This is a genomic window from Stappia sp. ABD4_338 (genome assembly GCF_056312175.1).
Genome location: NZ_CM149982.1, coordinates 2,297,863 through 2,324,493, shown reverse-complemented (window position 1 = coordinate 2,324,493; position 26,631 = coordinate 2,297,863). Strand labels below are relative to the sequence as shown.

Annotated in this window: 19 protein-coding genes; 10 read left to right on the top strand and 9 right to left on the bottom strand. The window is 64.3% G+C overall.

Features of this window, described 5'->3' with window-relative positions:
* The first annotated feature begins 71 nt into the window (after positions 1–71).
* From ACYX4S_RS10570 to fdhD, 8 genes are all read left to right on the top strand, one after another.
* Positions 72–815, top strand: a complete 744-nt coding sequence (locus tag ACYX4S_RS10570) for a GntR family transcriptional regulator (RefSeq protein ID WP_476360129.1) — start codon at positions 72–74, stop codon at positions 813–815.
* Positions 816–847: 32 nt separating this feature from the next.
* Positions 848–1,462 (top strand): glutathione S-transferase, encoded by a 615-nt coding sequence (locus ACYX4S_RS10565; protein ID WP_293721090.1) that lies wholly within the window; start codon positions 848–850, stop codon positions 1,460–1,462.
* 196 nt (positions 1,463–1,658) lie between these two features.
* Positions 1,659–2,423 (top strand): enoyl-ACP reductase FabI, encoded by a 765-nt coding sequence (gene fabI / locus ACYX4S_RS10560; RefSeq protein ID WP_476360128.1) that lies wholly within the window; start codon positions 1,659–1,661, stop codon positions 2,421–2,423.
* Between the two features lie 11 nt (positions 2,424–2,434).
* The gene (locus tag ACYX4S_RS10555; protein ID WP_476360127.1) at positions 2,435–4,885 is read left to right on the top strand and encodes a DUF3141 domain-containing protein; all 2,451 of its coding nucleotides are present in this window, start codon (positions 2,435–2,437) and stop codon (positions 4,883–4,885) included.
* Between the two features lie 112 nt (positions 4,886–4,997).
* Entirely contained in the window at positions 4,998–6,377 is a 1,380-nt protein-coding gene (locus ACYX4S_RS10550) for a bifunctional enoyl-CoA hydratase/phosphate acetyltransferase (RefSeq protein WP_476360126.1), read from the top strand.
* The gene (locus ACYX4S_RS10545) at positions 6,374–7,558 is read left to right on the top strand and encodes an acetate/propionate family kinase (RefSeq protein ID WP_476360125.1); all 1,185 of its coding nucleotides are present in this window, start codon (positions 6,374–6,376) and stop codon (positions 7,556–7,558) included. Before ACYX4S_RS10550 ends, ACYX4S_RS10545 begins: the two co-directional genes overlap by 4 nt.
* A 125-nt stretch (positions 7,559–7,683) precedes the next feature.
* The gene (locus ACYX4S_RS10540; RefSeq protein ID WP_476360124.1) at positions 7,684–8,529 is read left to right on the top strand and encodes an alpha/beta fold hydrolase; all 846 of its coding nucleotides are present in this window, start codon (positions 7,684–7,686) and stop codon (positions 8,527–8,529) included.
* Positions 8,530–8,643: 114 nt separating this feature from the next.
* A complete protein-coding gene (gene fdhD / locus ACYX4S_RS10535; RefSeq protein WP_476360123.1) occupies positions 8,644–9,528 on the top strand; it encodes a formate dehydrogenase accessory sulfurtransferase FdhD in 885 nt (294 codons plus the stop codon).
* A gap of 47 nt (positions 9,529–9,575) precedes the next feature.
* Here fdhD and ACYX4S_RS10530 read toward each other — a convergent pair whose 3' ends face one another.
* The 6 genes from ACYX4S_RS10530 to ACYX4S_RS10505 all read right to left on the bottom strand — a co-directional run bounded on the left by ACYX4S_RS10530 (position 9,576) and on the right by ACYX4S_RS10505 (position 17,734).
* Entirely contained in the window at positions 9,576–9,833 is a 258-nt protein-coding gene (locus ACYX4S_RS10530; protein WP_476360122.1) for a formate dehydrogenase subunit delta, read from the bottom strand.
* 98 nt (positions 9,834–9,931) lie between these two features.
* Positions 9,932–12,814, bottom strand: coding sequence for a formate dehydrogenase subunit alpha (gene fdhF, locus ACYX4S_RS10525; RefSeq protein WP_476360121.1), 2,883 nt, complete (start codon positions 12,812–12,814; stop codon positions 9,932–9,934).
* 4 nt (positions 12,815–12,818) lie between these two features.
* Positions 12,819–14,375: a formate dehydrogenase beta subunit gene (locus ACYX4S_RS10520; protein WP_476360120.1), complete on the bottom strand. Its 1,557-nt coding sequence runs from the start codon at positions 14,373–14,375 to the stop codon at positions 12,819–12,821.
* Positions 14,372–14,851 (bottom strand): formate dehydrogenase subunit gamma, encoded by a 480-nt coding sequence (locus tag ACYX4S_RS10515; protein WP_476360119.1) that lies wholly within the window; start codon positions 14,849–14,851, stop codon positions 14,372–14,374. The genes ACYX4S_RS10520 and ACYX4S_RS10515 overlap by 4 nt, the downstream gene beginning before the upstream one ends.
* Positions 14,852–14,942: 91 nt before the next feature.
* Entirely contained in the window at positions 14,943–15,836 is an 894-nt protein-coding gene (locus ACYX4S_RS10510) for a LysR family transcriptional regulator (protein WP_476360118.1), read from the bottom strand.
* Positions 15,837–16,015: 179 nt separating this feature from the next.
* Positions 16,016–17,734: an OFA family MFS transporter gene (locus tag ACYX4S_RS10505; RefSeq protein ID WP_293721104.1), complete on the bottom strand. Its 1,719-nt coding sequence runs from the start codon at positions 17,732–17,734 to the stop codon at positions 16,016–16,018.
* Positions 17,735–18,350: 616 nt separating this feature from the next.
* On the opposite strand from ACYX4S_RS10505, the gene ACYX4S_RS10500 reads away from it, so the two are divergent.
* Complete coding sequence (locus ACYX4S_RS10500; protein ID WP_476362854.1) at positions 18,351–19,730, top strand: sigma-54-dependent transcriptional regulator; 1,380 nt, start codon at positions 18,351–18,353, stop codon at positions 19,728–19,730.
* Positions 19,723–21,747, top strand: a complete 2,025-nt coding sequence (locus tag ACYX4S_RS10495) for a sensor histidine kinase (RefSeq protein ID WP_476360117.1) — start codon at positions 19,723–19,725, stop codon at positions 21,745–21,747. The genes ACYX4S_RS10500 and ACYX4S_RS10495 overlap by 8 nt, the downstream gene beginning before the upstream one ends.
* Before the next feature lie 9 nt (positions 21,748–21,756).
* On the opposite strand, the gene ACYX4S_RS10490 is transcribed toward ACYX4S_RS10495, so the two are convergent.
* From ACYX4S_RS10490 to ACYX4S_RS10480, 3 genes are all read right to left on the bottom strand, one after another.
* Entirely contained in the window at positions 21,757–23,715 is a 1,959-nt protein-coding gene (locus ACYX4S_RS10490) for an ABCB family ABC transporter ATP-binding protein/permease (protein ID WP_476360116.1), read from the bottom strand.
* On the bottom strand, positions 23,712–24,128 hold the full coding sequence (locus tag ACYX4S_RS10485) for an ArsR/SmtB family transcription factor (protein WP_476360115.1): 417 nt from the start codon (positions 24,126–24,128) through the stop codon (positions 23,712–23,714). The genes ACYX4S_RS10490 and ACYX4S_RS10485 overlap by 4 nt, the downstream gene beginning before the upstream one ends.
* 179 nt (positions 24,129–24,307) lie before the next feature.
* Complete coding sequence (locus tag ACYX4S_RS10480) at positions 24,308–26,470, bottom strand: TonB-dependent receptor domain-containing protein (RefSeq protein ID WP_476360114.1); 2,163 nt, start codon at positions 26,468–26,470, stop codon at positions 24,308–24,310.
* Positions 26,471–26,631: the final 161 nt, after the last annotated feature.

Sequence of the window (26,631 nt, the reverse complement as noted above, 5' to 3'; positions counted from 1 at the left end):
AAAGTCAATAATGGATAAATTAATGAGCCAAGTCTCTTGTCAGAAAGGCGAAAACCGGACATTCTCGCCATATGTCGAGCAAGGAAATGTATCCAATCGCACCTTCTGATGTGACCAGCGCGGATTCCGCCGCGACTGCGATCCGTGAAATGATCCTCTCAGGGCAGTTCATGCCTGGAGAACGGCTGCACCAGGACCATCTCGCGGAAACCCTCGGGGTTTCCCGCACGCCCCTTCGCACTGCCCTTGCACGTCTCGCGCAGGACGGTCTCATCGATTATGAGCCCAATCGCGGCTACCGGATCCGTCGGTTCCTTGTGTCCGACATCCGTGAGGCGTTTGCCGTGCGCGCCAATCTCGAGGGGCTTGCCTGCCGTCTCGCCGCCGAGGCGGGACTGTCGCGAGGCGATCTGGCTCGCCTCGAGGAGCTTGTCGCGGAAGGGAATCAGATCCTTTCTGCCGGCAAACTCCAACCGGACATGTTGCCCGACTACAGGGCGATGAATGTCGAATTTCATGAGACGATCATTGCCGCGGCCGGAAACCGGTGGATCGCGCGCTTTGTCCAGCAGTCCCACAACGTGCCCCTGGTGTCGGACCGGGTGATCCTCTGGGATGATTTCGCGATTATCCATCGATCGCATGACGATCATCACCGCATCGCGCGTGCCATTGCCGATCGCGATGGCGTGAGGGCCCAGAACCTGATGAGCGAGCACGTGATCTACGCGGGGCAGATTCTGGCCGAGCAACTTGAGAACGATCCGGGCGCCGCGTTGCGGAACGCCTTTCAGGGGCGCCCGGGCGACCCGTGAAAACATCCGGAAACCCGAGGAGGACCTGACTGATGAAACTCTATTTCTCGCCGGCTTCGCCCTATGTCCGCAAGGTCATGGTGGCGGCGCACGAGAAAGGGCTGGCGGACCGGATCGAGCTTCTGCCGTCCGCGGCGAGCCCGATCAACCGTGACAAGACCATTGTGCGAAGCAATCCGTCGGGCAAGGTCCCAACGATGCTTCTGGAGACCGGGCAGTCGCTCTATGACAGCCGGGTGATCTGCGCATATGTGGACTCGCTGTCCAACGATCCGCTGCTCATTCCGGCTGCGGGGGAAAAGCGGTTCGCCGCAATGACTCTCGAAGCTCTTGGCGATGCCATTCTGGATGCGGCACTTCTCGCCCGCTACGAGACGGTCATGCGTCCGCAGGAGTTGCGCTGGAGCGACTGGACTCGGGGGCAGATGGAGAAAATCGAAAGCGGCCTGGATTCGCTTTCCGGAGAGTGGATGGATCACCTGACGGGACCGGTAACGCTCGGAAGCCTGACCGCGGCCTGCGCGCTGGGCTACCTCGATTTCCGCTTCGCCGATCACGACTGGCGGTCGTCGCGCCCGAAACTGGCCGCCTGGTTCGAGGATTTTTCTGCCCGGCCTTCGATGAAGGCAACTCTTCCCACGGCCTGACCGGTTTCGCGGGCCGCCGTTCGATCGCGGCGGCCCGTCTTGCCTTTCCGCTTTCCCGCCCGTGGTCTCGAGGGCCGACTTTGCGGGGCCAAGCAGTAATACGCATCGGTCTGGTTCGTCAGACCCTTGTCACATCCTGGCGCTTTGCTGACCATTGCGGGAGATGATGTTCCCGGCAGGCAACAGGAGGTGGCGGATGTTCTCCCTTTCCGGCAAGAAGGCTCTCGTGGTCGGGATTGCGAACAGCAATTCCATTGCCTACGGATGTGCCAAGGCGTTTCGCGACCAGGGCGCGGATCTCGCCATAACCTGGCTGAACGACAAGGCCCGGCCTCATGTCGAACCGCTTGCCGAGGAACTCGGCGCGGAAATCATCGCACCGCTGGACGTGCGGTCTCCTGGCGCCATGGAGTCGGTCTTCGAGACGATCGAAGGCAGGTGGGGCCGCCTGGACATTCTGCTTCATTCCATCGCCTTTGCACCGAAAGAGGACCTGCACGGCCGCGTGATCGACTGCTCGGCCGAGGGCTTCGCGACCGCGATGGACGTGTCGGTTCACTCGTTCCTGCGCATGATCCGGCTGGCCGAGCCGCTGATGAAGACGGGCGGGACCTGCCTGTCGGTATCCTTCTTCGGTTCGGCGCGGGTGGTCCCGAACTACAATCTCATGGGGCCGGTCAAGGCGGCTCTCGAAAGTGCGGTTCGCTATGCGGCGTTCGAGCTCGGACAGCAGCGAATTCGCGTTCATGCGCTGTCGCCAGGGCCGCTCGCCACCCGTGCCGCCTCCGGAATCGATCACTTCGACGTTTTGCTTGAGCAGGCTGCCGCGCGCGCACCGACGCATCAGCTTGCAACCATTGCCGATGTTGGAGCCATGGCCGCCTTCCTTGCCAGCGATGAGGCGGCGAACCTGACGGGCGGAGTTCACGACATAGATGGCGGCTATTCCGTCACGGCCTGAAGGAGATCCGCATGCCGAGCCTGTTCGACCTTGCCGATCCCGCGCGTGCAGGGACGCTTTCCTCGCCCGCCCTGGGTCTTCTTGAAGCCTTTGAGACGGCACGCACGAGTGCGATGGCCGAAACCGGCGCGCAGACCGATGCGGCCTCGCTGCAGTCCAGGGCACTTGCCAGGCATATGGAGCGCATCCGGGATACCGGTCTCGCGAACGCGCGTGATACGGGCGAGGCAATTGCCTCTCTCGCGAGCCGCCTCGCGGCAATGCCGGGCCCGGACCGGTTCGCCTCCGATCTCATCGCCTATGTTCGCGATGCATCCGAGCGGGCTGTCCTGACCGCCGATGTGCTGAGGCGGCGCGGAGACATTTTCCTGGAGCATGAAGCGGCGGGCTGTCCGCCGGTTCTTGTCTATGACCATGAAGTGGTCATGGACGGCCGCGATCTTCCCTTCCCCTGCAACTACATGCTCCTGCGCATCGTCCCACCGCAGGGCATTTCGGTCGATGACAGCCGGCGCCCCTATGTCGTGATCGATCCGAGGGCAGGGCATGGCCCGGGCATTGGCGGTTTCAAGACCGACAGCCAGGTGGGCGTTGCCCTTGCCGCCGGTCATCCGGTCTATTTCGTGGCCTTTCGGCGCGAACCGGAGCCGGGCCAGTTTCTCTCCCACGTCACCCGTGCGGAGGCGACCTTCGTTCGCGAGGTTTCACGTCGCCATCCCGAGGCGCCGAAGCCCGTTGTCGTTGGAAACTGTCAGGGTGGATGGGCGACGCTTCTTCTCGCCGCAACCAATCCCGATCTTGACGGGCCGATCGTGGTCAACGGCGCGCCGGTCGCTCCCTGGTCCGGGATCGTTGGCGAAAATCCGATGCGCTACAACGCGGGTGTGCTGGGCGGCGCCATCGTGCCGATGATGCTGTCGGATGTCGGCGGCGGACTTTTCGACGGGGCCCACCTTGTTTCGAATTTCGAACTGCTCAACCCGTCGCGCACGCTCTGGCGCAAGTACACGGACCTGTTTCGCGATGTGGACACCGCGGCGGAGGCGTTTCTGGAGTTCGAAACCTGGTGGGGCGGCTATTTCCTGCTCACCGAGGCGGAGATCCGCTGGATCGTCGAACAGCTTTTCGTCGGCAACAGGCTGGTGAAGAACGAAGCCCGGATCGAGCCTGGCCGGCCGGTGGACCTGAAGGCGATCCGCGCGCCGATTATCGTCTTCGCCAGCCATGGCGATACGATTACCCCGCCGCAGCAGGCCCTGAACTGGATCGTGCAAACCTACGCGGATGTTGCGGAGATCCGCATTCGGGGCCAGCGCATCATTTACATGGTGCATGAACAGGTCGGGCATCTCGGGATCTTCGTGAGTTCGCGGATCGCGCGGCGCGAGCACTCGGAGGTCGCCTCGACGCTCAAGACCATCGAGGCCCTGGCGCCCGGCCTCTACGAGATGCGCATCCAGAATGTGGAGGTGCACGACGGACGCAAGCACTTCACGGTCGACTTCGTTGAGCGCACGTTTGACGACTTGCGGGCACTCGATGACGGGGATGCGGATGAGCGGCCCTTCGCAGCCGTTGCGCGAATGTCAGAGGTCCAGGCCCAGGTCTACGATGCCGCGATACGCCCGCTGGTGCGCGCGAGTGTGAGTTCTCCCGTTGCGGAAGCTGGACGGGCACTGCATCCCCAGCGTGTCGGCAGGGCCCTCCTGTCGACGAGAAATCCGGTGCTTGGCTCCGTGGCAGGGGAAGCCGAGCGCGTGAGGCAGACCCGAGACAGGGTGGATCCGGACAACCCGTTCCTCGTGGCGGAGGCGCTTTTCGTGCGCATGGGAGAGCAGGCCATCGATGCGTGGCGGGACGTTCGGGATATGGCGTTCGAACTCTCCTTCTTCGGCATGTGGGCCAATCCCTGGGCGCGAGCGTTCGGCCGTTCGCATGAGACACGGCGCACGCTCAAGAGCGTGGAGGAACTGAGGGCGTTGCCCGAGGTCGCGGCGGCCTTGTGGAACATCGACCGTGGCGGCTTTGTCGAGGCGGTGATCCGCATGCTCATCCTGCTCGCGGAAGATCGCGGCACTGTGCGTCGGGACCGTCTGGAGCGCTCGACGGCTGTTTTGACGCAGGACGAACCGTTTCGTTCCCTGGGGGGCGAGCACCGCGCGCGCATCATCCACGAGCAGACGCTTATCGCGACCTTCGAACCCGAGAGGGCGATTGAAACGCTGCCGTTTCTGCTTCCGGAAATCGGCGAACGGGCGCTCGCCGCGAAGGTCGTGCAATTCGTTCCGGGACTGGTGAGCGAGATGAATCCGGGCACGGTGGCGATGCTTCACCGGTTCCGCGAGGTGCTCGAACTGCCGCCGCTCGATCAGGATATCTCGGTCGACCCCCTTGCCGATACTGAGTTCGTCGGGAAAGCTGCGGACGCGGAACACTCCGGAATCGGTCAAGAAGGGGAATAGACGCGGTCCACGAACCCCGGACCCTGTTGGGCAATCGCCCGCAAGCCTCATGACACATGCCTGGCGGACTGGCGGCAATCCCTGCTGCCGGCACGCCTTCGGGAGAGTTGAAATGCGACTAGTGAACCGGACGTTCGACGAGATCGAGGTGGGCCAGTCGGCCGAGTTGAGTCGCCTCATCAAGCCGGACGATCTCTATGGTTTCGCCTCCGTATCCGGCAATTTCAATCCCATGCACTTGCCGAACGAGGACGGAAACGGGGACGGCAAGGCGGAAAGCATTGCGCCCGGCATGTTCGTCGCCTCTCTCGTCTCCGCCGTGCTGGGCACCATCCTGCCCGGGCCGGGCACCCTCTACCGGAAGCAGACGCTGGAGTTTCACGAACGCGCCTATGCGGGCGAGACGCTGCGTTGCACGGTCACCGTGATGACCAAGGAGCCGGACGGTGCCGTGACTCTCAGGACGGAGATCCGCCGGGAAGGCGATGACGCTCTCGTCGTCTCGGGAGAAGCCCGGGTGATCGCGCCGCGCAAGAAGTTCGATCGAGACAACATCGAGGTTCCGGGACTTGTGGTTCAGCGCCACAGGCATTTCGAAGCTCTTCTCGAGAGGGCGAAGCCGCTGCCCGCGCTGCCCACGGCCGTTGTATGTCCGTCCGATCCGAATTCGCTGGGCGGCGCTATCCTTGCGGCTCGTGAGGGACTGATCGTTCCGATTCTGATTGGCGATCCCGAGCGCATCAACGCCACCGCCGCAAACATGGATGCCGATATCTCGGGCTTCGGGATTCTTCCCGCCGAGAACGATTTGGCGGCGGCGACGACCGCTTGCGATCTCGTGCACGAAGGTCGCGCGGCGGCCGTGATGAAAGGGCATCTTCACACGGACGACCTCCTGAAGCCCATGCTGGACAAGACTCGCGGGCTTCGGGACGGCAGGCGTTTCACCCATGTCTTCGTGATGGATGTTCCCGGGCAGCCGGAGCCTGTGATGGTGACGGATGCCGCGATCAACATCGCGCCCGACCTGGCAACGAAGATGGACATTGTCCAGAACGCGATCGATCTCGCCCTGTCGCTGGGCATGGAGCCGCGTGTCGGTGTGCTGTCGGCCGTGGAGACGGTGAACCCGGCGATCCAGTCGTCCATCGATGCGGCACTCCTGTCGAAGATGGCGGATCGCGGCCAGATCCGGGGCGGCCTGGTCGAGGGGCCGCTTGCCATGGACAACGCGGTCGATCTCGGCGCCGCCCGCACGAAGGGATTGAAGGGCGGCGTCGCGGGCCGGGCCAATGTGCTCGTCGTGCCCGGGCTGGATGCGGGCAACATGCTGGCGAAGCAGCTTGCTTTCATCAGCCACGCCGAAGGAGCGGGGCTGGTGCTTGGCGCCCGCGTTCCGGTGATCCTGAATTCACGCTCCGACAGTGCCATGTCGCGGCTGGCGTCCTGCGCGGTGGCGGCGCTGCATCACGCGGCGAGGTCGCACGGATGACAAAGGCCGTTCTCACGCTTAACGCCGGATCGTCCTCGCTCAAGGTGGCTCTTTTCCCCGTGAGCGGCGACAAGCCGATGGCGACGGCCCTGGCCGACCGTATCGGACCGGACGGGCATCTCGTGCTGAAGGGGCCCTCGGGATTGCCGCTCGAGGCGGCCCCCGGCGATCTTTCCAGCCACGCGAGCGCGCTCGCCCGGGTCATCGAGGGGTTTCGCGTCGACTTTCCGGACCTGGAACTTCTCGCCGTGGGGCATCGTATCGTCCACGGAGGGGACAAATACGAGGCGCCGGTGATTGTCACGCCGGAGGTTGTCGCGGAGCTCGAACGCCTGTCTCCCTTCGCACCTCTTCACCAGCCGCACAATCTGGCCGGGATCGAGGCTGCATCCGGGGCCTTTCCCGGTGTGCCGCAGGTCGCCTGTTTCGACACGGCATTCCATCGCAGCCACCCCTGGGTGAATGATGCTTTCGCGCTCCCTCGCGATCTCTATGACAAGGGCGTGCGGCGCTACGGTTTTCACGGCCTGAGCTACGACTACGTCGCCGGTGAGCTGAAAAATCGTGCTCCGCATCTGTTCGAGGGACGCGTCGTCATTGCCCATCTTGGCAATGGCGCGTCCATGTGTGCCGTGGAGAATGGCCGCTCCGTCGCCTCGACCATGGGGTTCTCCGCTCTCGATGGTCTGCCCATGGGCACGCGCTGCGGTCAGTTGGACCCCGGCGTGGTGCTGTATCTGATTCAGCAGGAGGGCATGAGCGCGGACGAGATTTCCGACATGCTGTACCGCCGGTCTGGGCTTCTCGGGTTGTCGGGTCTGTCCAACGACATGCGCACGCTCGAGGGATCGGATACGCCCGAGGCCCGGCAGGCGATCGACTATTTCGTCTTCCGTGCGCAGCGTGAGGTGGGCGCGATGGCGGCGGCAATGGGCGGGATCGATGCGCTCGTCTTCTGTGGCGGGATCGGTGAACACTCGCGGCTGGTGCGCTCGCGCATCTGCGAGCGTCTCGGCTGGATGGGCATCGAGATCGATCACGGCCTCAATACGGAAAACGCTCCGGTGATTTCCTCCAGGTTCGCGCGCACCTCCGTTCTGGTCATCCCGACGAACGAGGAACTGGTGATCGCCCGGGCCGCCCGGCGGTGCGTCGCGCGGAAGGCGGACGCCGGCGCATGATCCCGCGTGGCCTCGTGAGGGGTGGCATGTGACCGGCTGCGCGATAAGCTGAGAACGGTACGTTCGCAAAAGCGACGGCCTGAAGTGATCGCCGGACATCAAACCGGCGGCCGGGAGGTGGCGCCTTGACGCTCTTGTATTTCTCCGCCTCCGATGGCGCGCGTCTCGCCTATCGGGACGAAGGGGAGGGGCTCCCTCTCCTCGCGCTCGCGGGGCTCACGCGCGACGGGACGGATTTCGACTATCTGGCGAACGACTTGCGTGATGCCCGCCTGATCCGCCTCGACAGCCGAGGTCGCGGCGGGTCCGAGTGGACCGGTGCCGACACCTATACCGTCGCGCAGGAGGCGCAGGATGCCCTGGCGCTTCTTGACCATCTCGGCATTCAACGTGCCGCGGTGATCGGGTCGTCGCGCGGTGGTCTGCTGGCCATGGTGATGGTGGCGATGCAGCCGGCACGCGTTGCCGGGATCTGCTTCAACGATGTGGGGCCCGAGCTTGAGCGGTCGGGTCTCGAGCGCATCGGGGCCTATGTCGGCGTGCCGCCGGCGGTGCAGACGCTTGAGGAAATTGCCGACAGGATGCCGGCTGCAATGAAGGGCTTTGCCGACGTGCCGGCAATGCGCTGGGCCGAGGAGGCCGTGAGGCACTACATCGAACGTCCCGATGGGCTGAAACTGCCCTACGATCCGGAACTGAGGCGCTCTTTCGAGGAGGCGATGGCGGCGCCGGCGGTGGACCTCTGGCCGCTATACGAGGCTTGCGTCGGGATGCCGCTCGCTCTCGTGCGCGGGGCCAACTCGGATGTCTTGAGCGTTGCGACCGCCCGGCGGATGGCGGACCTCTGTCCGCATCTTCGGGTCGCGAACGTGCCCGGGCGCGGGCATATCCCGTTTCTGGACGAGCCGGAGGCCCGGACGACAATCGAGGCCTGGCTGGCAGACGTGAAAAGGCGCGAGGCCTTCGGCTGACGTGAAAGGCGAGGTCGCGAAATCCGGTTGCCGGAAGATGGCGTTTTCCTGATTTTTCATGCTTTTTGCATCGAAACAGGCCGGTGTTTCAGGCATACTTTCGGCACGATGAGCATGGCCGATTTTCCTCAGCGGACTGATCCGTCCGAAGCACCGGATCCCGGGCACGAACCGCCGGAGCGGGTCGCTCGGGTGCCGGTTAAAACGCATGGCGGCAGGTCGGTTCCCGCAGGGGGGAGGGCTGTTCCGGAAGAAACGCCGGTCGCACTCTCCTACAATGGAACCACCCAGGCCGTGATGATGGCGAGCCCGGGGGACCTTGAGGATTTCGCGGTCGGTTTCACCCTCACCGAGGGGCTCGCGGAACGGCCCGACGAGATCCGGTCAATCGACATTGCGGTCTTTGACGAAGGCATCGACCTGAGGATCTGGCTCGATACCCGCGCGGCCGCGCGGTTTTCCGAGCGTCGTCGCGGATTGGTCGGACCGACGGGGTGTGGCCTCTGTGGTATCGAGAGCCTGGGCGAAGCCGTACGCGTGCCGGCGCATGTCCGCGACGAAACCCGTATCCATGCCGGCGCGATCCGCGAATCACAGGCTCTGATGGTTGCCGGACAGGCGCTTCGTGCCGAGACGAGTGCGGTGCATGCCGCGGCATTCTGGAAGGATGGTGAGGGGCTGGTTGGACTGCGCGAGGATGTCGGTCGCCACAATGCACTCGACAAGCTTGTTGGCGCGTTGTCCGCGCGTATGGACCGTGTCGCCGACTGGTCGCAGCGTCGCCCGGGAGCCGGCGGCCTTCTGCTCCTGACGAGCCGCGTGTCCGTTGAAATGGTGATGAAGGCGGCGGTGCTTGGAGCGCCCGTGCTTGCAGCGGTGTCGGCTCCGACGGCGCTTGCGGTCAGAACCGCCGATGCCGCCGGTATCACGCTTGTCGCCTCAGCCCGCGAGGACGGTTTTGAGGTCTTCACGCACCCGGACCGGATCGCCGGCCTCTAGACCCATAAACGAGGAGTGCAAGCGATCAGGCCGCGAGTGCGTGATGGTCAGCCGACCGCGCCTTCTGCCGGCGTTGCGAACCGTGCGGGATCCGGGCGGTTGATCGAGCCAAGGGCTTCGCGCACCAGTTCGTGCAGTCCCGCGTCGCTCTCACCTTCCGCGACCTCGAAGAGCTGGGCGCGCATGCGCGGCTCCCAGAACTTGTTGATGTGACCCGCCACCCCTTCGACGCCCTCGTCGTGTGGTTTGGAGGTGAAGAACGTGGCGATCTGGTTCGCCATGTAGACGAGTTTTTCCGGCTTCATGCCGCAAGTCTCCGAATGTCTGGTTTCTGGACGGAGGCACGGAGGACGGGGAGGGTGCCTGCCATCGGCACGACAGCACTCTCCCCGTGAACCGCCGGTTACTCCGCCGCATCCATGGCAGGCAGGATACGCCGTGCCTGACGGGCCTGTTCCTCGTATTCGACCTGCCAGTCCGTCGGCCCGTTCGAAGGCGAGATCTGCACTGCGGTCACCTTGTATTCCGGGCAATTGGTCGCCCAGTCGGAGAAGTCCGTGGTGATGACGTTCGCCTGCGTCGCCGGATGGTGGAAGGTGGTGTAGACCACGCCCGGCGCAACCCTGTCGGTGATGAGCGCACGCAAGGTGGTTTCACCCGCACGGCTGGCGATCCGCACCCAGTCTCCATCCTTCAGGCCGCGATTTTCCGCGTCGAAGGGGTGGATCTCCAGTCGGTCCTCGCCGTGCCAGACCACATTCTCCGTACGCCTTGTCTGGGCGCCGACGTTGTACTGGCTGAGGATGCGCCCCGTGGTGAGCAGGAGCGGGAAGCGCGGCCCTGTCCGCTCGTCGGTCGCAACGTACTCGGTGCGGATGAACTTGCCCTTGCCGCGAACGAAACCGTCGACATGCATGACCGGCGTGCCGTCGGGAGCCGCCTCGTTGCAGGGCCACTGCACCGAGCCGCGCTCCTCAAGAAGGTCGTAGGAGACATTCGCGAAGCTCGGCGTGGTGGCCGCGATTTCCGCCATCACCTCGCCCGGATGCGTGTAGCTCCATCCGGCGCCAAGCGCGTTGGCGAGCATCTGCGTGACTTCCCAGTCGGCGTAGCCGTTCTTCGGGCTCATCACCTTGCGCACGCGGTTGATGCGGCGCTCGGCGTTCGTGAACGTGCCGTCCTTCTCTAGGAAGGTGGAGCCGGGCAGGAAGACGTGGGCGTGATTGGCGGTCTCGTTCAGGAAGAGATCGTGCACCACGACGCATTCCATCGCCGCCAGCCCGGCCGCCACATGGTGGGTGTCCGGGTCGGACTGCAGGATGTCCTCGCCCTGGATGTAGATGCCCCTGAATGTCCCCTCGACGGCCGCGTCCAGCATGTTGGGAATGCGCAGCCCGGGTTCGTTGTCGAGCGTGACGTTCCACAGCTTCTCGAAGATTTCCCGCGTCGCATCGCCGGAAACATGCCGGTAGCCGGGAAGCTCGTGCGGGAACGAGCCCATGTCGCAGGACCCCTGCACGTTGTTCTGTCCGCGCAACGGGTTCACTCCAACACCCGGACGACCGAGGTTTCCGGTTGCCATCGCCAGGTTGGCGATGGCCATGACGGTGGTCGATCCCTGGCTGTGCTCCGTGACGCCGAGGCCGTAGTAGATCGCGCCGTTCCCGCCGGTGGCAAAGAGGCGCGCAGCGCCGCGAATCTCTTCCGGATCGATCCCGGACATCTCGCCGACGGTCTCGGGCGCGTGCTCGGGCTGGGAGACGAACTCCGCCCAGTCCTGGAATTCGTCCCAGTCGCAGCGCTCGCGAATGAAGGCTTCATCGAAGAGACCTTCGGTGACGATCACATGGGCGAGCGAGGTCAGCACGGCGACGTTGGTGCCCGGCTTGAGCGGCAGGTGATGGCTCGCCTCCACGTGCGGCGAGCGCACGAGGTCGATGCGGCGCGGATCGATGACGATGAGCTTCGCGCCCTCGCGCAGCCGCTTCTTCAGGCGCGAGCCGAACACCGGGTGCCCGTCGGTCGGATTGGCGCCGATGACGATCACGACGTCGGTATGCTCGACGCTGTCGAAATCCTGCGTTCCCGCCGAAGTGCCGAAAGCCTGGCCAAGGCCGTAGCCCGTCGGCGAGTGACAGACACGCGCGCAGGTGTCGACGTTGTTGTTGCCGAAGACCTGGCGGATGAGCTTCTGCACGAGGAACGTTTCCTCGTTGGTGCAGCGCGAGGAGGTGATGCCGCCGATGGCGCCCTTGCCGTACTGGTACTGGATGCGGCGGAACTCGCTCGCCACATGCGACAGCGCTTCCTCCCAGGACACCTCGCGCCAGGGATCCGACGTCTTCTCGCGGATCATCGGGTTGAGGATCCGGTCCTTGTGGTTGGCATAGCCCCAGGCGAAGCGCCCCTTGACGCAGGAGTGGCCCCGGTTTGCCTTGCCGTCCTTCCACGGCACCATGCGCACCAGTTCCTCGCCCCGCATCTCGGCCTTGAAGGAGCAGCCGACGCCGCAATAGGCGCAGGTCGTGACCTTGGAATGCTCAGGCTGTCCGATCTCGATGACGGACTTTTCCTGCAGCGTCGCCGTGGGGCAGGCCTGCACGCAGGCGCCGCAGGAGACGCATTCCGAGGCCAGGAAGCTTTCGTGCATTCCAGGAGAAACGCGACTGTCGAACCCGCGCCCCTCGATGGTGAGCGCGAACGTGCCCTGGACCTCCTCGCAGGCCCGTACGCAGCGCGAGCAGACGATGCACTTGGAGGGATCGTAGGTGAAATAGGGGTTCGACTCGTCCTTGGCCATGAAGCGGAAATTGTCGCCGCCATCGCCGGCCCGGGCCTTGACGTGATTGTCTCCGTCATAGCCGTAGCGAACGTCGCGCAGGCCGACCGCGCCGGCCATGTCCTGCAGTTCGCAGTCGCCGTTGGCCGCGCATGTCAGGCAGTCGAGCGGATGGTCGGAGATATAAAGCTCCATCACGCCCCGGCGCAGCTTCTTGAGCTTGTCGGTCTGCGTGTGCACGACCATTCCCTCGGCGGCCGGGGTGGTGCAGGACGACGGCGTGCCGTTGCGTCCCTCGACCTCCACGAGGCAGAGACGGCAGGATCCGAAGGCGTCCACCATGTCGGTGGCGCAAAGCTTCGGGATCTGTGTGCCGGCTTCCATGGCGGCGCGCATCAGCGACGTGCCCTCGGGGACGGTCACCTGGTTTCCGTCGATGGTCAGGGTGACGGTCTTCTCTGACTTGACCGCCGGTGTGCCGTAGTCGGTTTCCTGGATCAGTCGCATTGGTCTACTCCGCGGCTTCGGCATGGGTGTGCGGACGGAAGTCCTCGGGGAAGTGCGTGAGGGCGCTCATGACCGGATAGGGCGTGAACCCGCCCAGGGCACAGAGCGACCCGAACTTCATGGTGTTGCAGAGGTCCTCGACCAGCTCGCGCTGGTCTTGCGCGTTTTCTCCGTTCGCCAGCCGGTCCATGACCTCGACACCGCGCACGGCGCCGATGCGGCAGGGCGTGCATTTGCCGCAGGATTCGACAGCGCAGAACTCGAATGCAAAGCGCGCCTGCTTCAGCATGTCCGTTGTGTCGTCGAAAACGGTGATACCGGCGTGGCCGATCAGGCCGTCCCGCTTTGCGAATTCCTCGTAGTCGAAGGGCGTGTCGAACATCGAGGGCGGGAAATAGGCGCCCAGGGGACCGCCCACCTGCACCGCCTTGACCGGACGGCCGGACGCGGTGCCGCCGCCGATGGTCTCCACGATCTCGCCCAGCGAGAGACCGAAGGCGGTCTCGTAGAGGCCACCGTATTTCACGTTTCCGGCGATCTGGATCGGGATCGTGCCGCGTGAGCGGCCCATTCCATAGTCGCGATAGAACGCGGCGCCCCGGTCGAGGATGACGGGGACCGACGCGAGTGACATCACGTTGTTGACCACGGTCGGCCTGCCCAGGAAGCCCTCGAGCGCCGGCAGCGGCGGCTTGGCCCGCACGACCCCCCGCTTGCCCTCGAGCGAATTCAGCAGCGAGGTTTCCTCGCCACAGACATAGGCGCCGGCACCGACGCGCACCTCCATATCGAAGGCGCGACCCGATCCGAGGATGTTCTTGCCCAGGATGCGCTCGTCACGGGCGATCCTGATCGCCTCGCGCATGATCTCGATGGCGTGAGGATATTCCGAGCGCGTGTAGATGTAGCCGCGCGTCGCTCCGGTCGCGAGGCCGGCGATTGCCATGCCCTCGATGAGCACGAACGGATCGCCTTCCATGATCATGCGGTCGGCGAAGGTGCCGCTGTCGCCTTCGTCGGCGTTGCAGACGATGTACTTCTGGTCGGCCTCGGCGTTGAGAACCGTGTTCCACTTGATGCCGGTCGGGAAGCCGGCGCCTCCCCGTCCGCGCAGGCCGCTGTCGGTCACTTCCTTGACGATCTCCGCCGGAGACATGGCAACGGCGCGCTCGAGGCCCTTCAGCCCCTTGTAGTGGCGATAGTCGTCGAGCGAGAGCGGGTCTGTGACCCCGCAACGCGAGAAGGTGAGACGTGTCTGTCCCTTGAGGAAGGGGATGTCATGGGTCGGGCCGTGACACAGCGGATGGCCGCCTCCGGTGAGGAAGTCCGCGTCGAACAGCGAGGACACGTCGGCGGGCGTCACCGGGCCGTAGGCGATGCGGCCGTGGTCGGTGCGCACCTCGACCAGCGGCTCGAGCCAGTGCATCCCGCGCGAGCCGTTGCGCACGATGCGCGCGTCGATGTTGCGCGATCGGATCTCTCGCGAGATCGTTTCGGCGACTTTGTCTGCGCCAAGCGCGAGCGCCGCCGCATCACGGGGAACGAAGATCGTGACGGTCATGGGCGCGCCTCCCCGATCAGCGTGGCAAGCCGTTCAGCGTCGAGACGTGCATGAACGTCCTCGTCCATCATCGCTGCCGGCGCGCAGGAACACAGGCCGAGGCAGTAGACCGGCTCGAGTGTCACGGCGCCGTCCGCGGTCGTCTCGTGGAAGTCGATGCCGAGAAGCCTGCGCGCCGCATCGATGAGGCCGTCCGCGCCCATCGACTGGCAGGCCTCGGACCGGCACAGCTTCAGCACATGGCGCCCGGCGGGTTCCTTGCGGAAGTCGTGATAGAAGCTCATGACACCATGCACCTCGGCACGACTCAGATTGAGCTTGTCGGCGATGATCACCAGTGCCTCGTCGGGAATGAACCCGAGATCTTCCTGCACCTCGTGCAGGATTGGCAGCAGCGGTCCCTCCTCGGGGATCCATCGGTCAATCGTCGCTAGGACGCGCTCCTTGTCGGGAGCAGCGAATTCCCTGGCTTGCATCGTTTCCTCCGAAGGGTTTGTCGTTGAATCCTGCCGTCTTGCGCGGCGTTCGTTCAATAAAGCTGTCCCGTTGTGCGATCGCAAAAACCTATCAACCGCCCTCCTTGCGGGCGTGCCTGCGCGCCTCGTCCAGAAATGCAGTGATCACAGGCGTGTAAGGCTCGCGGTATGCCGCCACCAGACCGACGGAGTGGCTCGCTTCGGGGGCCGTGATCGGCACGGAGCGGACCTCGCTCCATCCCGAAAAGATCTCGACCGCCTTGTGCGGCATGATGCTTGCCCACCGGCCCGTCCGGACGTGGGAAAACAGCGCGATCATCGAATCCGATTCCAGTGTCGGCGCGACGTTCGTTCCCGCCGCCGCGAGATGGTGGTTGATGATGCGCCGGTTCTGCATCTCCGGCGTCAGCAGGCACAGCGGAAGTGTCGCCACCTCTTTCCAGGTGACGCTCTCCCGGTCCGCGAAGGGCGCGCCCTCGATCGTGACGAGCCGGTAGTGTTCGGTGAAGAGAGGCACGGTCGCGACACGTCCGAGCGGCTCGTTGTCGAGATAGGTGATGCCGGCATCCACCTCCAGATTCTCGAGAAGCGAGAGAATCTCCACCGACGAGCGCGACAGGATCGAGAACGTCAGGTTGGGGTGCTTGTCGAAGAAGGGGCCGGTGAGTTCGTTGACCATGGCCATTGCCGTCGGGATGACGGCGATGCGCATGTGTCCGGACAGGCCGTGCTTGGCCGCGCGCATCTCCTGATGCATCGAGCGGGCGTCGCCGACGATCCGGCGGGCCCATTCCAGGACGCGCTTCCCCTCCGGCGTCAGCCCCTGGAACCGCGAGCCGCGCCGCACCAGCATCACGCCGAGCTGGTCCTCGAGCTGCTTCACGGCGGCTGAAAGCGTCGGCTGGGTCACGCCGCAATCCTCGGCCGCGCGGCCGAAGTGGCGTTCCCGTGCCAGGGCGATGAACATTTCGAGCTTGTCGATCATCCCGTTCTTTCACGCAATACACGCGTCCTCCTGCTCCATGTCGCGCCCCGCCGCACAAGCGATGCAACAACCGGAAAGCTCGCACACTCTGGGCGTTTGCGCACGGCATGAGCAGATCCGAAAACGACGTGTCGGGAAGCGGGTGCGACCCGCCGGCTTTCCGGCGGGTCGCGGTCGCGTCAGTCGCCGGCCGGTGCAGGCTTGGCGGCCGTGTTCTCCATGTGATGCTTGTCCGCGACGGGGCGAACCATCGCGTTGGCGACAAGGGCGATGACCAGCAGCGAGGCCATTGCGTACATGGTGGTGTTGTAGACGCTGGACGTCGGGTCCACCGTTCCGGCGGGCGCGATTTCCATCAGCCGTGCGATCGTCACCGTCTTCGCCGCGACGAGCTGGTCAAGCTGGCCGATGCCGGCACCGAACTTCTCGGTGAAGGCGGCCGGGTCGACCTTCGAGGCGAGATCCTTGATGGAACTCGTCACGGACATCTCGCGAAGATGCGTGATCGCGAGGGGCCCCAGCACGCCGGCCGTGCTCCAGGCGGTCAGCAGGCGACCGTGGATGCCGCCCACGTACTTCGTGCCGAAGATGTCGGCCAGATACGCGGGGATGGTGGCGAAACCGCCGCCGTACATGGTGAAGATCACCATGGTTGCCGCGTAGAACATCACCAGCCAGGTCACCGCCGGGTTCACGCTCACCTGAGCCGCCGCGAAGGGGATCGACAGGTAGAGGATCGTGCCGAGGATGAAGAAGCAGTGGTAGGTGTTCTTGCGTCCGATGTAGTCCGACATGGACGCCCAGAAGAAGCGACCGACCATGTTGAACACCGAGATCATGAACACATAGGTGGCCGCGAAGGCCGAATTCACGATCAGCGGCAGCGTGGTGCCGAAGATTTCCGTCATCATCGTCTTGGCGACGCCGATCACGCCGATGCCGGCGGTCACGTTGAAGCAGAGCACGATCCACAGCAGGTAGAACTGCGGCGTCTTGAGGGCCTGGTCGATGTGAACGTTGTTGGCGGTGATCATCTTGCGTGATGCCGCATCGGCGCTCGGCGGCGTCCAGCCGGCCGGCTTCCAGCCCTCCCGCGGGACGCGGTAGGAGAAGGCGGCGATCACCATGACGACGAAGTAGACGATGCCGAGCGTGAAGAACGTGCCTGCGGCACCCGTGTTGCCCGTGCCGACGACATAGACGCCCTCCTGCAGCGGCACCGGCGCGGAAGCAAGCTGCTTGGCGCTGGCGACGACGACCTCGACCATCTGGCCGTTGGCCTCGGCAAGACGCTTTCCGCCTTCGGTCACGAGCTGGATGGCGCTTTCCGGGCCAAGGTAGGTCGGGGCCTTGTAGAACAGGCCGAGCAGATACTCCTTGATCGGAGTCGCGATCATCGCACCGCCGCCGAAGCCCATGATGGCCATGCCGGTTGCCATGCCGCGCCGGTCCGGGAACCAGCGAATGAGGGTCGACACCGGTGAGACATAGCCAAGGCCGAGGCCGCAGCCGCCGATGACGCCATAGCCCAGGTAAACCAGCCAGAGCTGGTGGGTCATGATGCCGAAGCCGCCGATGATGAAGCCTCCGCCCCAGCACATGGCGGCAACGACGCCGACCATGCGCGGGCCGACTTCCTCAAGCCACTTGCCGGCAAAGGCTGCTGCGAGGCCGAGGAAGACGATCGCGACGGAGAAGATCCACACCACCGACGACAGGCTCCAGTCGCCGGACGAGGCCGCGACGACGCCGAACTGCTTGGTCAGCGGCGGGTTGAAGATGCTCCAGGCGTAGACCGAGCCGATACACAGGTGAATAGCGATCGAGGCGGGGGGAACCTTCCACCGGTTGAAACCGTCCCCCGCGACGATGTGTTCCTTTTTCAGGCTGTCGAACATTTTCCAGAATCTCCTCCCTCGCCGCATCTCACGGGTGCGGCTGACCGGTCTGTCGGGCGGAGGGAAAACGGTCATGAGGGACCAGCACGCGATGATCTCGCCCGGGCGAATTGCCGCCAGTGCGCGCCCCGGACGGGAGCCGCGCGTGATGCCCCTCCGTCGTGCGTTCGGACCTCCCTCCGACCGCATGTCTCCTCCCGACGGCGGAAACTGCTTAGCAAGGGGTGGGCCAAGTGCCCCGAGGTCCTGTGAACAGTACGGTTAAGCCGCATTGGGCGCCCGCACCGGGAAGCTCGGCAGCGGGACATTCTCCTTCGGCGCCGGACGGGAAGTGGACAGATTGTCCCGGCTGCGTCCGTGATGTGTGGCCGGTCGGGTCAAAATGTCCCGTTCGGAGCTGGTGTCGTGGGCTCCTTCGGTCCGGTGCGACTGCGTTCTCATGTGCTTTTTTGTGTTCACTCCGGATTTGGGTAATGCTTTGTAGAAAATTCCGAAGGAGCGTCCGTGTGCGAGAGGCCTCTTTTTCGGATGGGGGAGGGACATGATGGCTGGCGTCAGCGAAAGCGCGTGCCGCGACCAGGAACGCAAGGGGACGGAGGATCCGGCCGGGCACCGGATGGGGGAGCGCTCGCCCGAGTTCGGCCCCTGGCTCGCCCAGGCTTCGATTCTGGTCGTCGACGACGAGCCGGGAATGCGAAACTTTCTGGTGCGCACGCTCGGGCCTCGTGCCAAGCGTATCGAGGAGGCAGCCGACACCCAGGAGGCTTCGGCGAAACTGGACGAACACCACTTCGATGTCGTCATCCTCGACAATATTCTTCCCGGCAAGACGGGAGTGGAATGGCTGGCCGAGCAACGCAAGATCGGCTTTTTCGCCGATGCGATCCTGATGACGGCCTATGCCGACCTGGACACCGCTATCGAGGCGTTGCGGGCCGGCGCGGTCGATTTCGTTCTCAAGCCCTTCCGTTCCAACCAGATCCTCAATGCGGTGGCGCGCTGCCTGGACCGAATGCGGCTCGAGCGGGAGAACTACGTTCTTCGCCATGAACTGCGTGCCACCTCCGACCACATGCTGTTGCGCGACAAGCTGATCGGGCACTCGCGGGAGATCGACGAGGTGCGCGAGACGATCGCGCGCGTCGCGCCGTTGCCGACCTCGGTGCTCATCACCGGCGAATCCGGGACCGGGAAGGAGGTGACGGCACGCTCCATCCATGCGCTTTCGGAGCGCTCCGAGAAGCAGTTCGTCCCGGTCAACTGTGCGGCCATTCCCACGGAGATGATCGAGGCGGAGCTCTTCGGGCATCTCAAGGGCGCGTTCACCGGCGCCCATTCGGCGCGGGACGGGCTTTTCATTCATGCGCAGGGCGGGACGCTTTTTCTCGACGAGATCGGCGAGTTGCCGCTTCCCATGCAGAGCAAGCTGTTGCGCGCCATCGAGGACAGGCGCATCCGTCCGGTCGGGTCGGAACGCGAGGTGTCCGTCGATCTGCGTTTCGTCTTCGCCACCAATTCGGACCTTGAACGGGCGGTCGAGGAGGGGCGTTTTCGCGCCGATCTCTACTACCGCATCAATGTTCTGCAGATCGCCATGCCGCCCTTGCGCGACCGGGGGGCGGATGTGGTCGAACTGGCGACGCTCTTCATGCAGAAGCTCTCCCGTCAGCTCGGGATGCCGCCGGTTCCGATCACTGCGGACGTGGAGGCGGGCTTTTTTGCCTACGACTGGCCGGGGAACGTCCGGGAACTGCGCAATCTGATCGAGCGCACGCTTATTCTCGGTCGCTTTCCGCCCGAGGTGCGCGCGGTGCCTGATGCTACGGGGGAGGCCGCTGCGGCTTTTGAACCGGAAGACGAGACGCTGGAGGCGCTCGAGCGTCGACATATCCTGGCAACGCTTGCCGAATGCGGCGGCAACCGGTCGGAGACCGCGCGTCGCCTCGGCGTTTCGCGGAAGACCATCGAACGCAAGCTTCAGGCGTGGAATGGCTGAGCGGCCGGCCGGCCGGGCGCCGTTTCTCGTGTCTCCGATCCGCTCGGTGCGCTTCCGGCTGCTCGCCATCGCGTTGTTGCCGACACTCGTGCTTCTGCCGCTTTTCCTGGGCGTTACCATCGCGCGCTGGAGCGCCAAGTTCGACGATGTGCTCAAGGCCAAGGTGAATGGCGATCTCACCATCGCCCACCAGTACATGGCGCGCATTCTGGAAAACACCGGCGAGAAGATCGACGCGCTTGGCCGCTCCGCGATTTACCGTGATGTGATCGCAACGGGCAATTCGGGCGCGCTGGCGGTTCTTCTGGAGGAAAAGCGTGCCGGGCTCGGACTGGATTTTCTCCATGTGGTCGACCGCAATGGGAGAGTCGTCGCGGCGGCGCCATCCGGGGCAAGCCCGATCGCCGACCCGCGCGAACCGGTTTTGTCCGCCGCGCTTGGCGGGGAAGCGCTGACGGCCATCGACATCTTCCAAGAGGACCAGCTTGGCGCGATCTCGCCCGCGCTCGCCGAGCGGGCGCGCCTGCCGCTGATAGCAACGCCGAACGCGGTGCCGACGGATCGCGAAACGGAAACACGGGGAATGGTTGTCTATTCGGCAGCGCCTGCGCCGAGCCTTGCGGGGAATGGCGCGCTTGTCGGAGGCATCCTGCTCAACCAGAACCTCGTCTTCATCGATACGATCAATGATCTCGTCTATCGCTCGGCGAGCTTGCCCGAGGGTAGCCAGGGAACGGCGACGCTTTTTCTCGACGACGTGCGCATCAGCACCAACGTGCGCCTGTTCGAGAACCGTCGCGCTCTTGGAACCCGGGTTTCGGCGGCGGTGCGTGAGGCCGTTCTGGGCGAAGGGCAGGTGTGGCTGGACAGCGCCTTCGTCGTCAACGACTGGTACATTTCGGCTTATGAGCCGATCGTCGACAGCCACGGCAAGCGCGTCGGGATGCTCTACGTCGGTTTTCTCGAACGCCCCTTCTTCGAGGCGAAATACGTCACGCTGGTCACGATCCTGGGGGCATTCCTTCTGGTTGCCCTGGCAAGCGTGCCGCTGTTCCTGCGCTGGGCGGGAAGCATCTTCCGGCCGCTTGAGCATATGACCGACACCATCGCCCGGGTGGAGGCGGGAGAGCTCGGTGCGCGCACTGCCATTCCGGCCTCGGGCGACGAAATCAGCCGTGTGGCGCTGCACCTCGACCACCTGCTTGACCTGGTCCAGCAGCGGGACCGGCAGTTGCGATCCTGGAATGATGAGCTCAACGCGCGTGTTGCGGCCCGCACCGAGGACCTGGAGGACGCCAACAGGCAACTCGAGGCGACGACCCGGCAGCTCATCATGTCGGAGAAGCTGGCTGCCATCGGCGAGATCACCGCCGGCGTGGCCCATGAGATCAACAATCCCATCGCCGTGATGCAGGGGAACCTCGAGGTCCTTCGTAGCCTTCTCGGGGAGCACGCCAACATTGCGACGACCGAGATTCGCCTGATCGACGAGCAGATCAGCCGGATCCACCTGATCGTCACCAAGCTGCTTCAGTTCGCGAAGCCCGAGGAATATGCCGGCTATGCGGATCGGCAGGATGTCTCTGTGGTGGTGTCGGACTGCCTGCCGCTGGTCAAGCATCTGCTCAAGCGCGGGGAAATCGAGGTGTCGCGCTCCGATACCGCCACGATGTCCGTCCTGATGAACCGTACGGAACTGCAGCAGGTCATCATCAACCTGATGGTGAACGCCCTTCATGCCATGCCCGATGGCGGAGAGCTTCGCATCTCGACCTTGGACCAGGTTCGCGACAATGTCCGTGGCGTCTGCATCAGGGTGTCGGATACCGGACGCGGCATGACACCAGAGGTCGCGGCCCGCATCTTCGATCCGTTCTTCACCACCAAACGGCAGCAGGGAACGGGGCTTGGCCTGTCGATCAGTCAGACCCTGGTCACGCGGCAGGGCGGCTCCATCGAGGTGGAAAGCGCGCCGGACGCCGGCACCACATTCACCATATGGCTGCCCGCCGCGTGAGCCTGTCGGCTACTCCGTGGTTTCGACATCTTCCGCTTTCGGGCCGCGCACGACGAAACCCGTGTCGTCGCTCGTTGCCGCGCGCAGGCGCTCCTCGGCCTCGCTGGCCTCCTGCTGGCGCGCCCACATGGAGGCGTAAAGCCCCTCGTGTGCGAGAAGGTCCTGATGCCGTCCGCGCTCGACCACCTTGCCTTTCTCGAGCACCAGGATCTCGTCGGCATCGACGACCGTCGACAGGCGATGGGCGATCACCAGCGTCGTGCGGTTCTGCGAGACCTCGTCGAGGGCCGCCTGGATCTCACGTTCCGTGTGGGTGTCGAGCGCCGATGTCGCCTCATCCAGAATGAGGATGGGGGGAGCCTTCAGGATCGTGCGGGCGATGGCGACGCGCTGTTTCTCGCCACCGGAAAGCTTCAGGCCGCGCTCGCCGACTTCCGTGTCGTACCCATCCGGAAGAGCCTCGATGAACGAGGAAATCTGGGCCATTCGCGCCGCCGCGCGCAGCTCCTCGTCGGTCGCCTGCGGACGCCCGTAGCGGATGTTGTAGGCGATCGTGTCGTTGAACAGAACCGTGTCCTGGGGAACCATGCCGATGGCCGCGCGCAGGGAGGACTGCGTGACGTCGCGCACGTCCTGTCCGTCGATGGAAACGCCTCCCGCGGTCGCGTCGTAAAAGCGGAAGAGGAGCCGCGAGATCGTCGACTTTCCCGCGCCCGACGGGCCGACGATGGCGACGGTGCGTCCGGCGGGGACTTCGAAGCTGATGCCCTTGAGGATCGGCCGGTTCGCGTCGTAGTGGAAGTGGACATCCTCGAAGCGGACCGTGCCGCCTTCGACCGCGAGATCCTGTGCGCCGGGGCGGTCCGTGATCTCGGCCGGCTGGCCGAGAAGCGCGAACATGGCTTCCAGGTCGGCAAGCCCCTGCCGGATTTCACGGTACAGAAAGCCGATGAAGTTCATGGGGATGGAGAGCTGGATCAGCAGCGCGTTGATCATGACGAAGTCGCCGATGGTCTGCTCGCCGGCCTGGATCGCGCGTGCCGACAGGATCATGCAGATCGCGGTGCCGATGCCCAGGATCACCGCCTGGCCGAAATTGAGCCAGGACAGTGACGTCCACGTTCTCGTCGCCGCGCTTTCGTAGAGCGCCATCGATTTGTCGAAGCGCTCGGCCTCGAGTCGCTCGTTTCCGAAGTATTTCACCGTTTCGAAGTTGAGAAGGCTATCGATGGCCTTGGAGTTTGCTTCCGTGTCACTGTCGTTCATCTCTCGCCTGATCGAGATGCGCCAGTTTGATGTCTGGATCGTGAACCACGTGTAGGCGACGATCATGACAGCGACGACGATGACGTAAGTAAAGCCGAACTGATACCATATAACGCCAGCCATAACGGCGAATTCAAAAATTGTTGGAATTCCGTTCAATATTGTAAAGCGCACGATGTTCTCGATGCCCTTCACGCCACGCTCGATCACACGTGACAATCCCCCCGTCCGGCGGGCGAGATGGAAACGGAGCGACAGGGCGTGAAGGTGGCGAAACGTCAGGAAGGCGAGCTGGCGCACCGCGTGCTGGCCGACCCTCGCAAACAGGGCATCGCGAAGCTGGTTGAAGCCGACGAACAGGACGCGTGCGACGTTGTAGGCTAGCACCAGCATCACCGGCACGACGAGCCACGCCGGCAACCATGCCGGCAGGGTGTTGCTGGTGGCCTGGGCGCCGGTTTCCACGGCGGTCAGCGCATCCGTCGCCCACTTGAAGAAATAGGGCGAGAACACCGTCACGACCTTCGCGACGAGAAGGGCGAGCACGGCCAGAACCACGCGCCCCTTGAGGTCGGGGCGGTCCGAAGGCCAGATGTAGGGCCAGAGTTGGCCGAGCGTCGTCAGGATGGCCGCGTCATCGGCCGAAATCCTGCTTTCGTTGGGAGCGCTCGCCGGGGAAGCGGGGCGGGTGCGGCGGGTCATGCCGTTGCCTTTCGGGGGAAGCCGGTTGATCCGGTCTGGTCTGATGGGGAGGGCACGTCGGCCTCGGAGGCCATTGGCAAAAGGAAAGCTCCCGCCTGTGTCAGGCGGGATGCGGTCAGGGGGGACAGTTGATAGCGGCAGGAGCGCCCTTCGTCACTGGCCGTGAGAAGGCCGGCTTCCTTGAGAACGGCAAGGTGCTGGGAAACGGTCGACTGCGCGAGGGGAAGGCCGCTCACGATTTCGCCGCAGCAGGCGCCGGGGCAACGGGCAAGCGCCGCCACGATGGACACGCGGACGGGATGGGCGAGCGCCTTGAAGAGCGCGGCGACGTCCGCGCATTCGCTCCGGGAAAGGGGCGCAGGCGCTTTGCAGCAGACCTGGGCGTGCGCGCAATCGTCGGAAGCGGCGGGCATGGCCGGTGAGAACCTTTCATCGTAAAATTACGATGGGTTCTAGGCGACGGGGCTTCGGCTTGCAAGGAACTTGAAGGAGACCCCGTCTTGTTTATGCGGCCATACCTTGGAAAAGACGAACAAAAAAGGGCGTCCGCCTGTTGGCGAACGCCCTTCTCGCGGGGAGTGCGAGGTCGCGGTCAGAACGTCATGGACGCTCCGAGCATGAAGGTTCGCCCGCGTCCGGTGTTGACGCCGTTGTAGTTGTCGGCAAAGCCGGAATTGGCCGCCATGTAGGAGACATCGCCGACGTTCTCGATATTCACGAACAGCTTTGAATCCTCACGGAATTCCCAGGAACCGTAGAGGTCGACGAGCACGTAGCTGTCGATGGGGATGGAGTTCGCCTCGTCCATGAAGACCTGAACGCTGTCGCCGACGTAGTTCACCCGTCCGCCGACCGTTACCTTCCGGTCGAAGAAGCGTGCACCGACGTCCAGCGTGGCGTAGTCGTCGGGCAGGCGGCCGACGTCGGTTCCAACGCCCGCCAGGTAGGGAAGGGGCTGTTTCGTGTCGGCCAGCGTCAGCGCGACATTGGCGTAGGCAAAGCCGGCATCATAACCGCCCTCGAGCTCGAAGCCCTGCATCCGGGTGGTGCCGGCGACATTCACCCACCGCGGGATCGGACGCGGGTCGGTCGGCTTCTGGTCCATGCCGTAGGTGATGTAGTTGTCGATCCGGTTGTCGAAGTAACCGATCTTCAGCCGAGCCTTGTCGCCCTCGACGAAAAGACTGTCGCCGGTGAAATTGGCGCCGATGTTGAAGCCCCACATGGTCTCGGGCTCGAGATCGATATTGCCGGCGATCGGGTCACCGACGCCATCGAAGCTGTGACCGCCGGGATAGAACATTTCCGAGGCGGTCGGCGGACGGTACGTCCGGGCGTAGCTGGCATAGAGCTGCATCCAGTCGGTCGGACGGGCGGACAACTCGATGCTCGGGTTCCATTCGCCACCCGAGCGCGTTGCCGTGCCGACCACACAGTTTCCGCCGGTGGGGGGACAACCGCCGCTGCCGGGGGCGACATACTCTGTCACGCCATTGAGGTTCCACGTGTCGTAGGTGAGACCCGCCGTGAGGTCGAACATGCCCCAGGACGCCGTCGTGCGCAGGAAGGTGTTCGTCTTCTCCAGCGTGCCGTCCGGATTGGCGCCGCGATGGTCGTTGCCGGTGTACTCGCTGCGTGCGTAGGCGAAGCCGTAGTTGAAGTTCAGGCCGACGTCACCGAACTGGAGGCGGGAGGTGTTGGAGATGTCGCCGCCCAGGCCGGCTTCCTCGCCACGCCGCCCGGTGAACACGCCGCCGATGCCGTCGAAGGCGAGATCGGTCAGGTTGTAGTAGGCGTTGAGCTTGAGGTCGACGAGATCGCTGTCGGGCGTAAAGCGGTAGTTTGCGGTGTAGGTCTGATTGTTGATCGACCAGTCATAGCCGCCGCTCTGCACATAGAATGCGTTCTTGTACCAGATGCCGCCGAGCTTGAGACTGTGGGCCTCGTTGGGCTGCAGCTTGACCTTGAACAGGCCGGACTTGGGCATGTTGGAAGGATCAAAGGGGACAGGCACGCCGTCGCCGTTTTCATAGTGGCCCATGTCGCTGAGCGAGAACGCCCCGATCATGCTGACTTCGCCTGTCGTGCCGAGATCGGCGCGTGCCGCGCCCGCCAGCATTCCCGACCAGCCGTAGTCATTCGTGCCAACGCGCCATGTCGTGCGCGCGCCGACGTTCCGGCCTGGCTTGAGGATGTCTTCCGGGTCGATGGTGCGGAAGTCCACCGCACCGCCGAGAGCGCCCATGCCCTCGGCGCCCGCAACAGCGCCGCGCGTTACGTTGACACCCGCAAGAAGGTTTGGATCCACATAGACGAAGTTGTCGAATGTGCCGCCGTGTCCGGACAGGTTGGTGAAGGTCTGCGGCACGCCGTCGATCGTGGAGTTCACGCGACCGCTGCCCTGGAGACCGCGAATGTTCGGCGTGATGCCGGGCTGATCGCTGGTCTGGCGGGTGAAGGTGCCGGCGGTCGAGCGCAGGGCCTCGTTGATATCGCCCGCGTTGCGTTCCTCAAGGGCTTCGCCATCAATGTAGCTGGCGGCTTCCGGACGCTCGTAGACATTCTCGGTCGCATCGGACCAGGACAGCGTGATGCGGTCGAGAGTGGTCACGCCACGCGGCGAACCGGCTTCCGGGCTTGCCTGCGCGTTGCGTTGCGCCTCCTGGGCCTGAAGGGACGTACTGCTCGCCAACACTGCGGCAAGACATGCCGCCACGGTCACGGCCTGCCGGCCGCGAGACGCGTTCTCGCTCATCATTGAGCCTCCTGGATGTCGTTGATTTTCTTGCTGGCAGCCGGGAGCGGCTAGGCCGCTGAATGCGTGCTGGCGTGGGCGCACCGATCACGTTCGTGTGGTCGCCGTTCGGGAGGCACAATATTAATATGAATTAATGAGTCAAGTTTGTTCTAGGGATT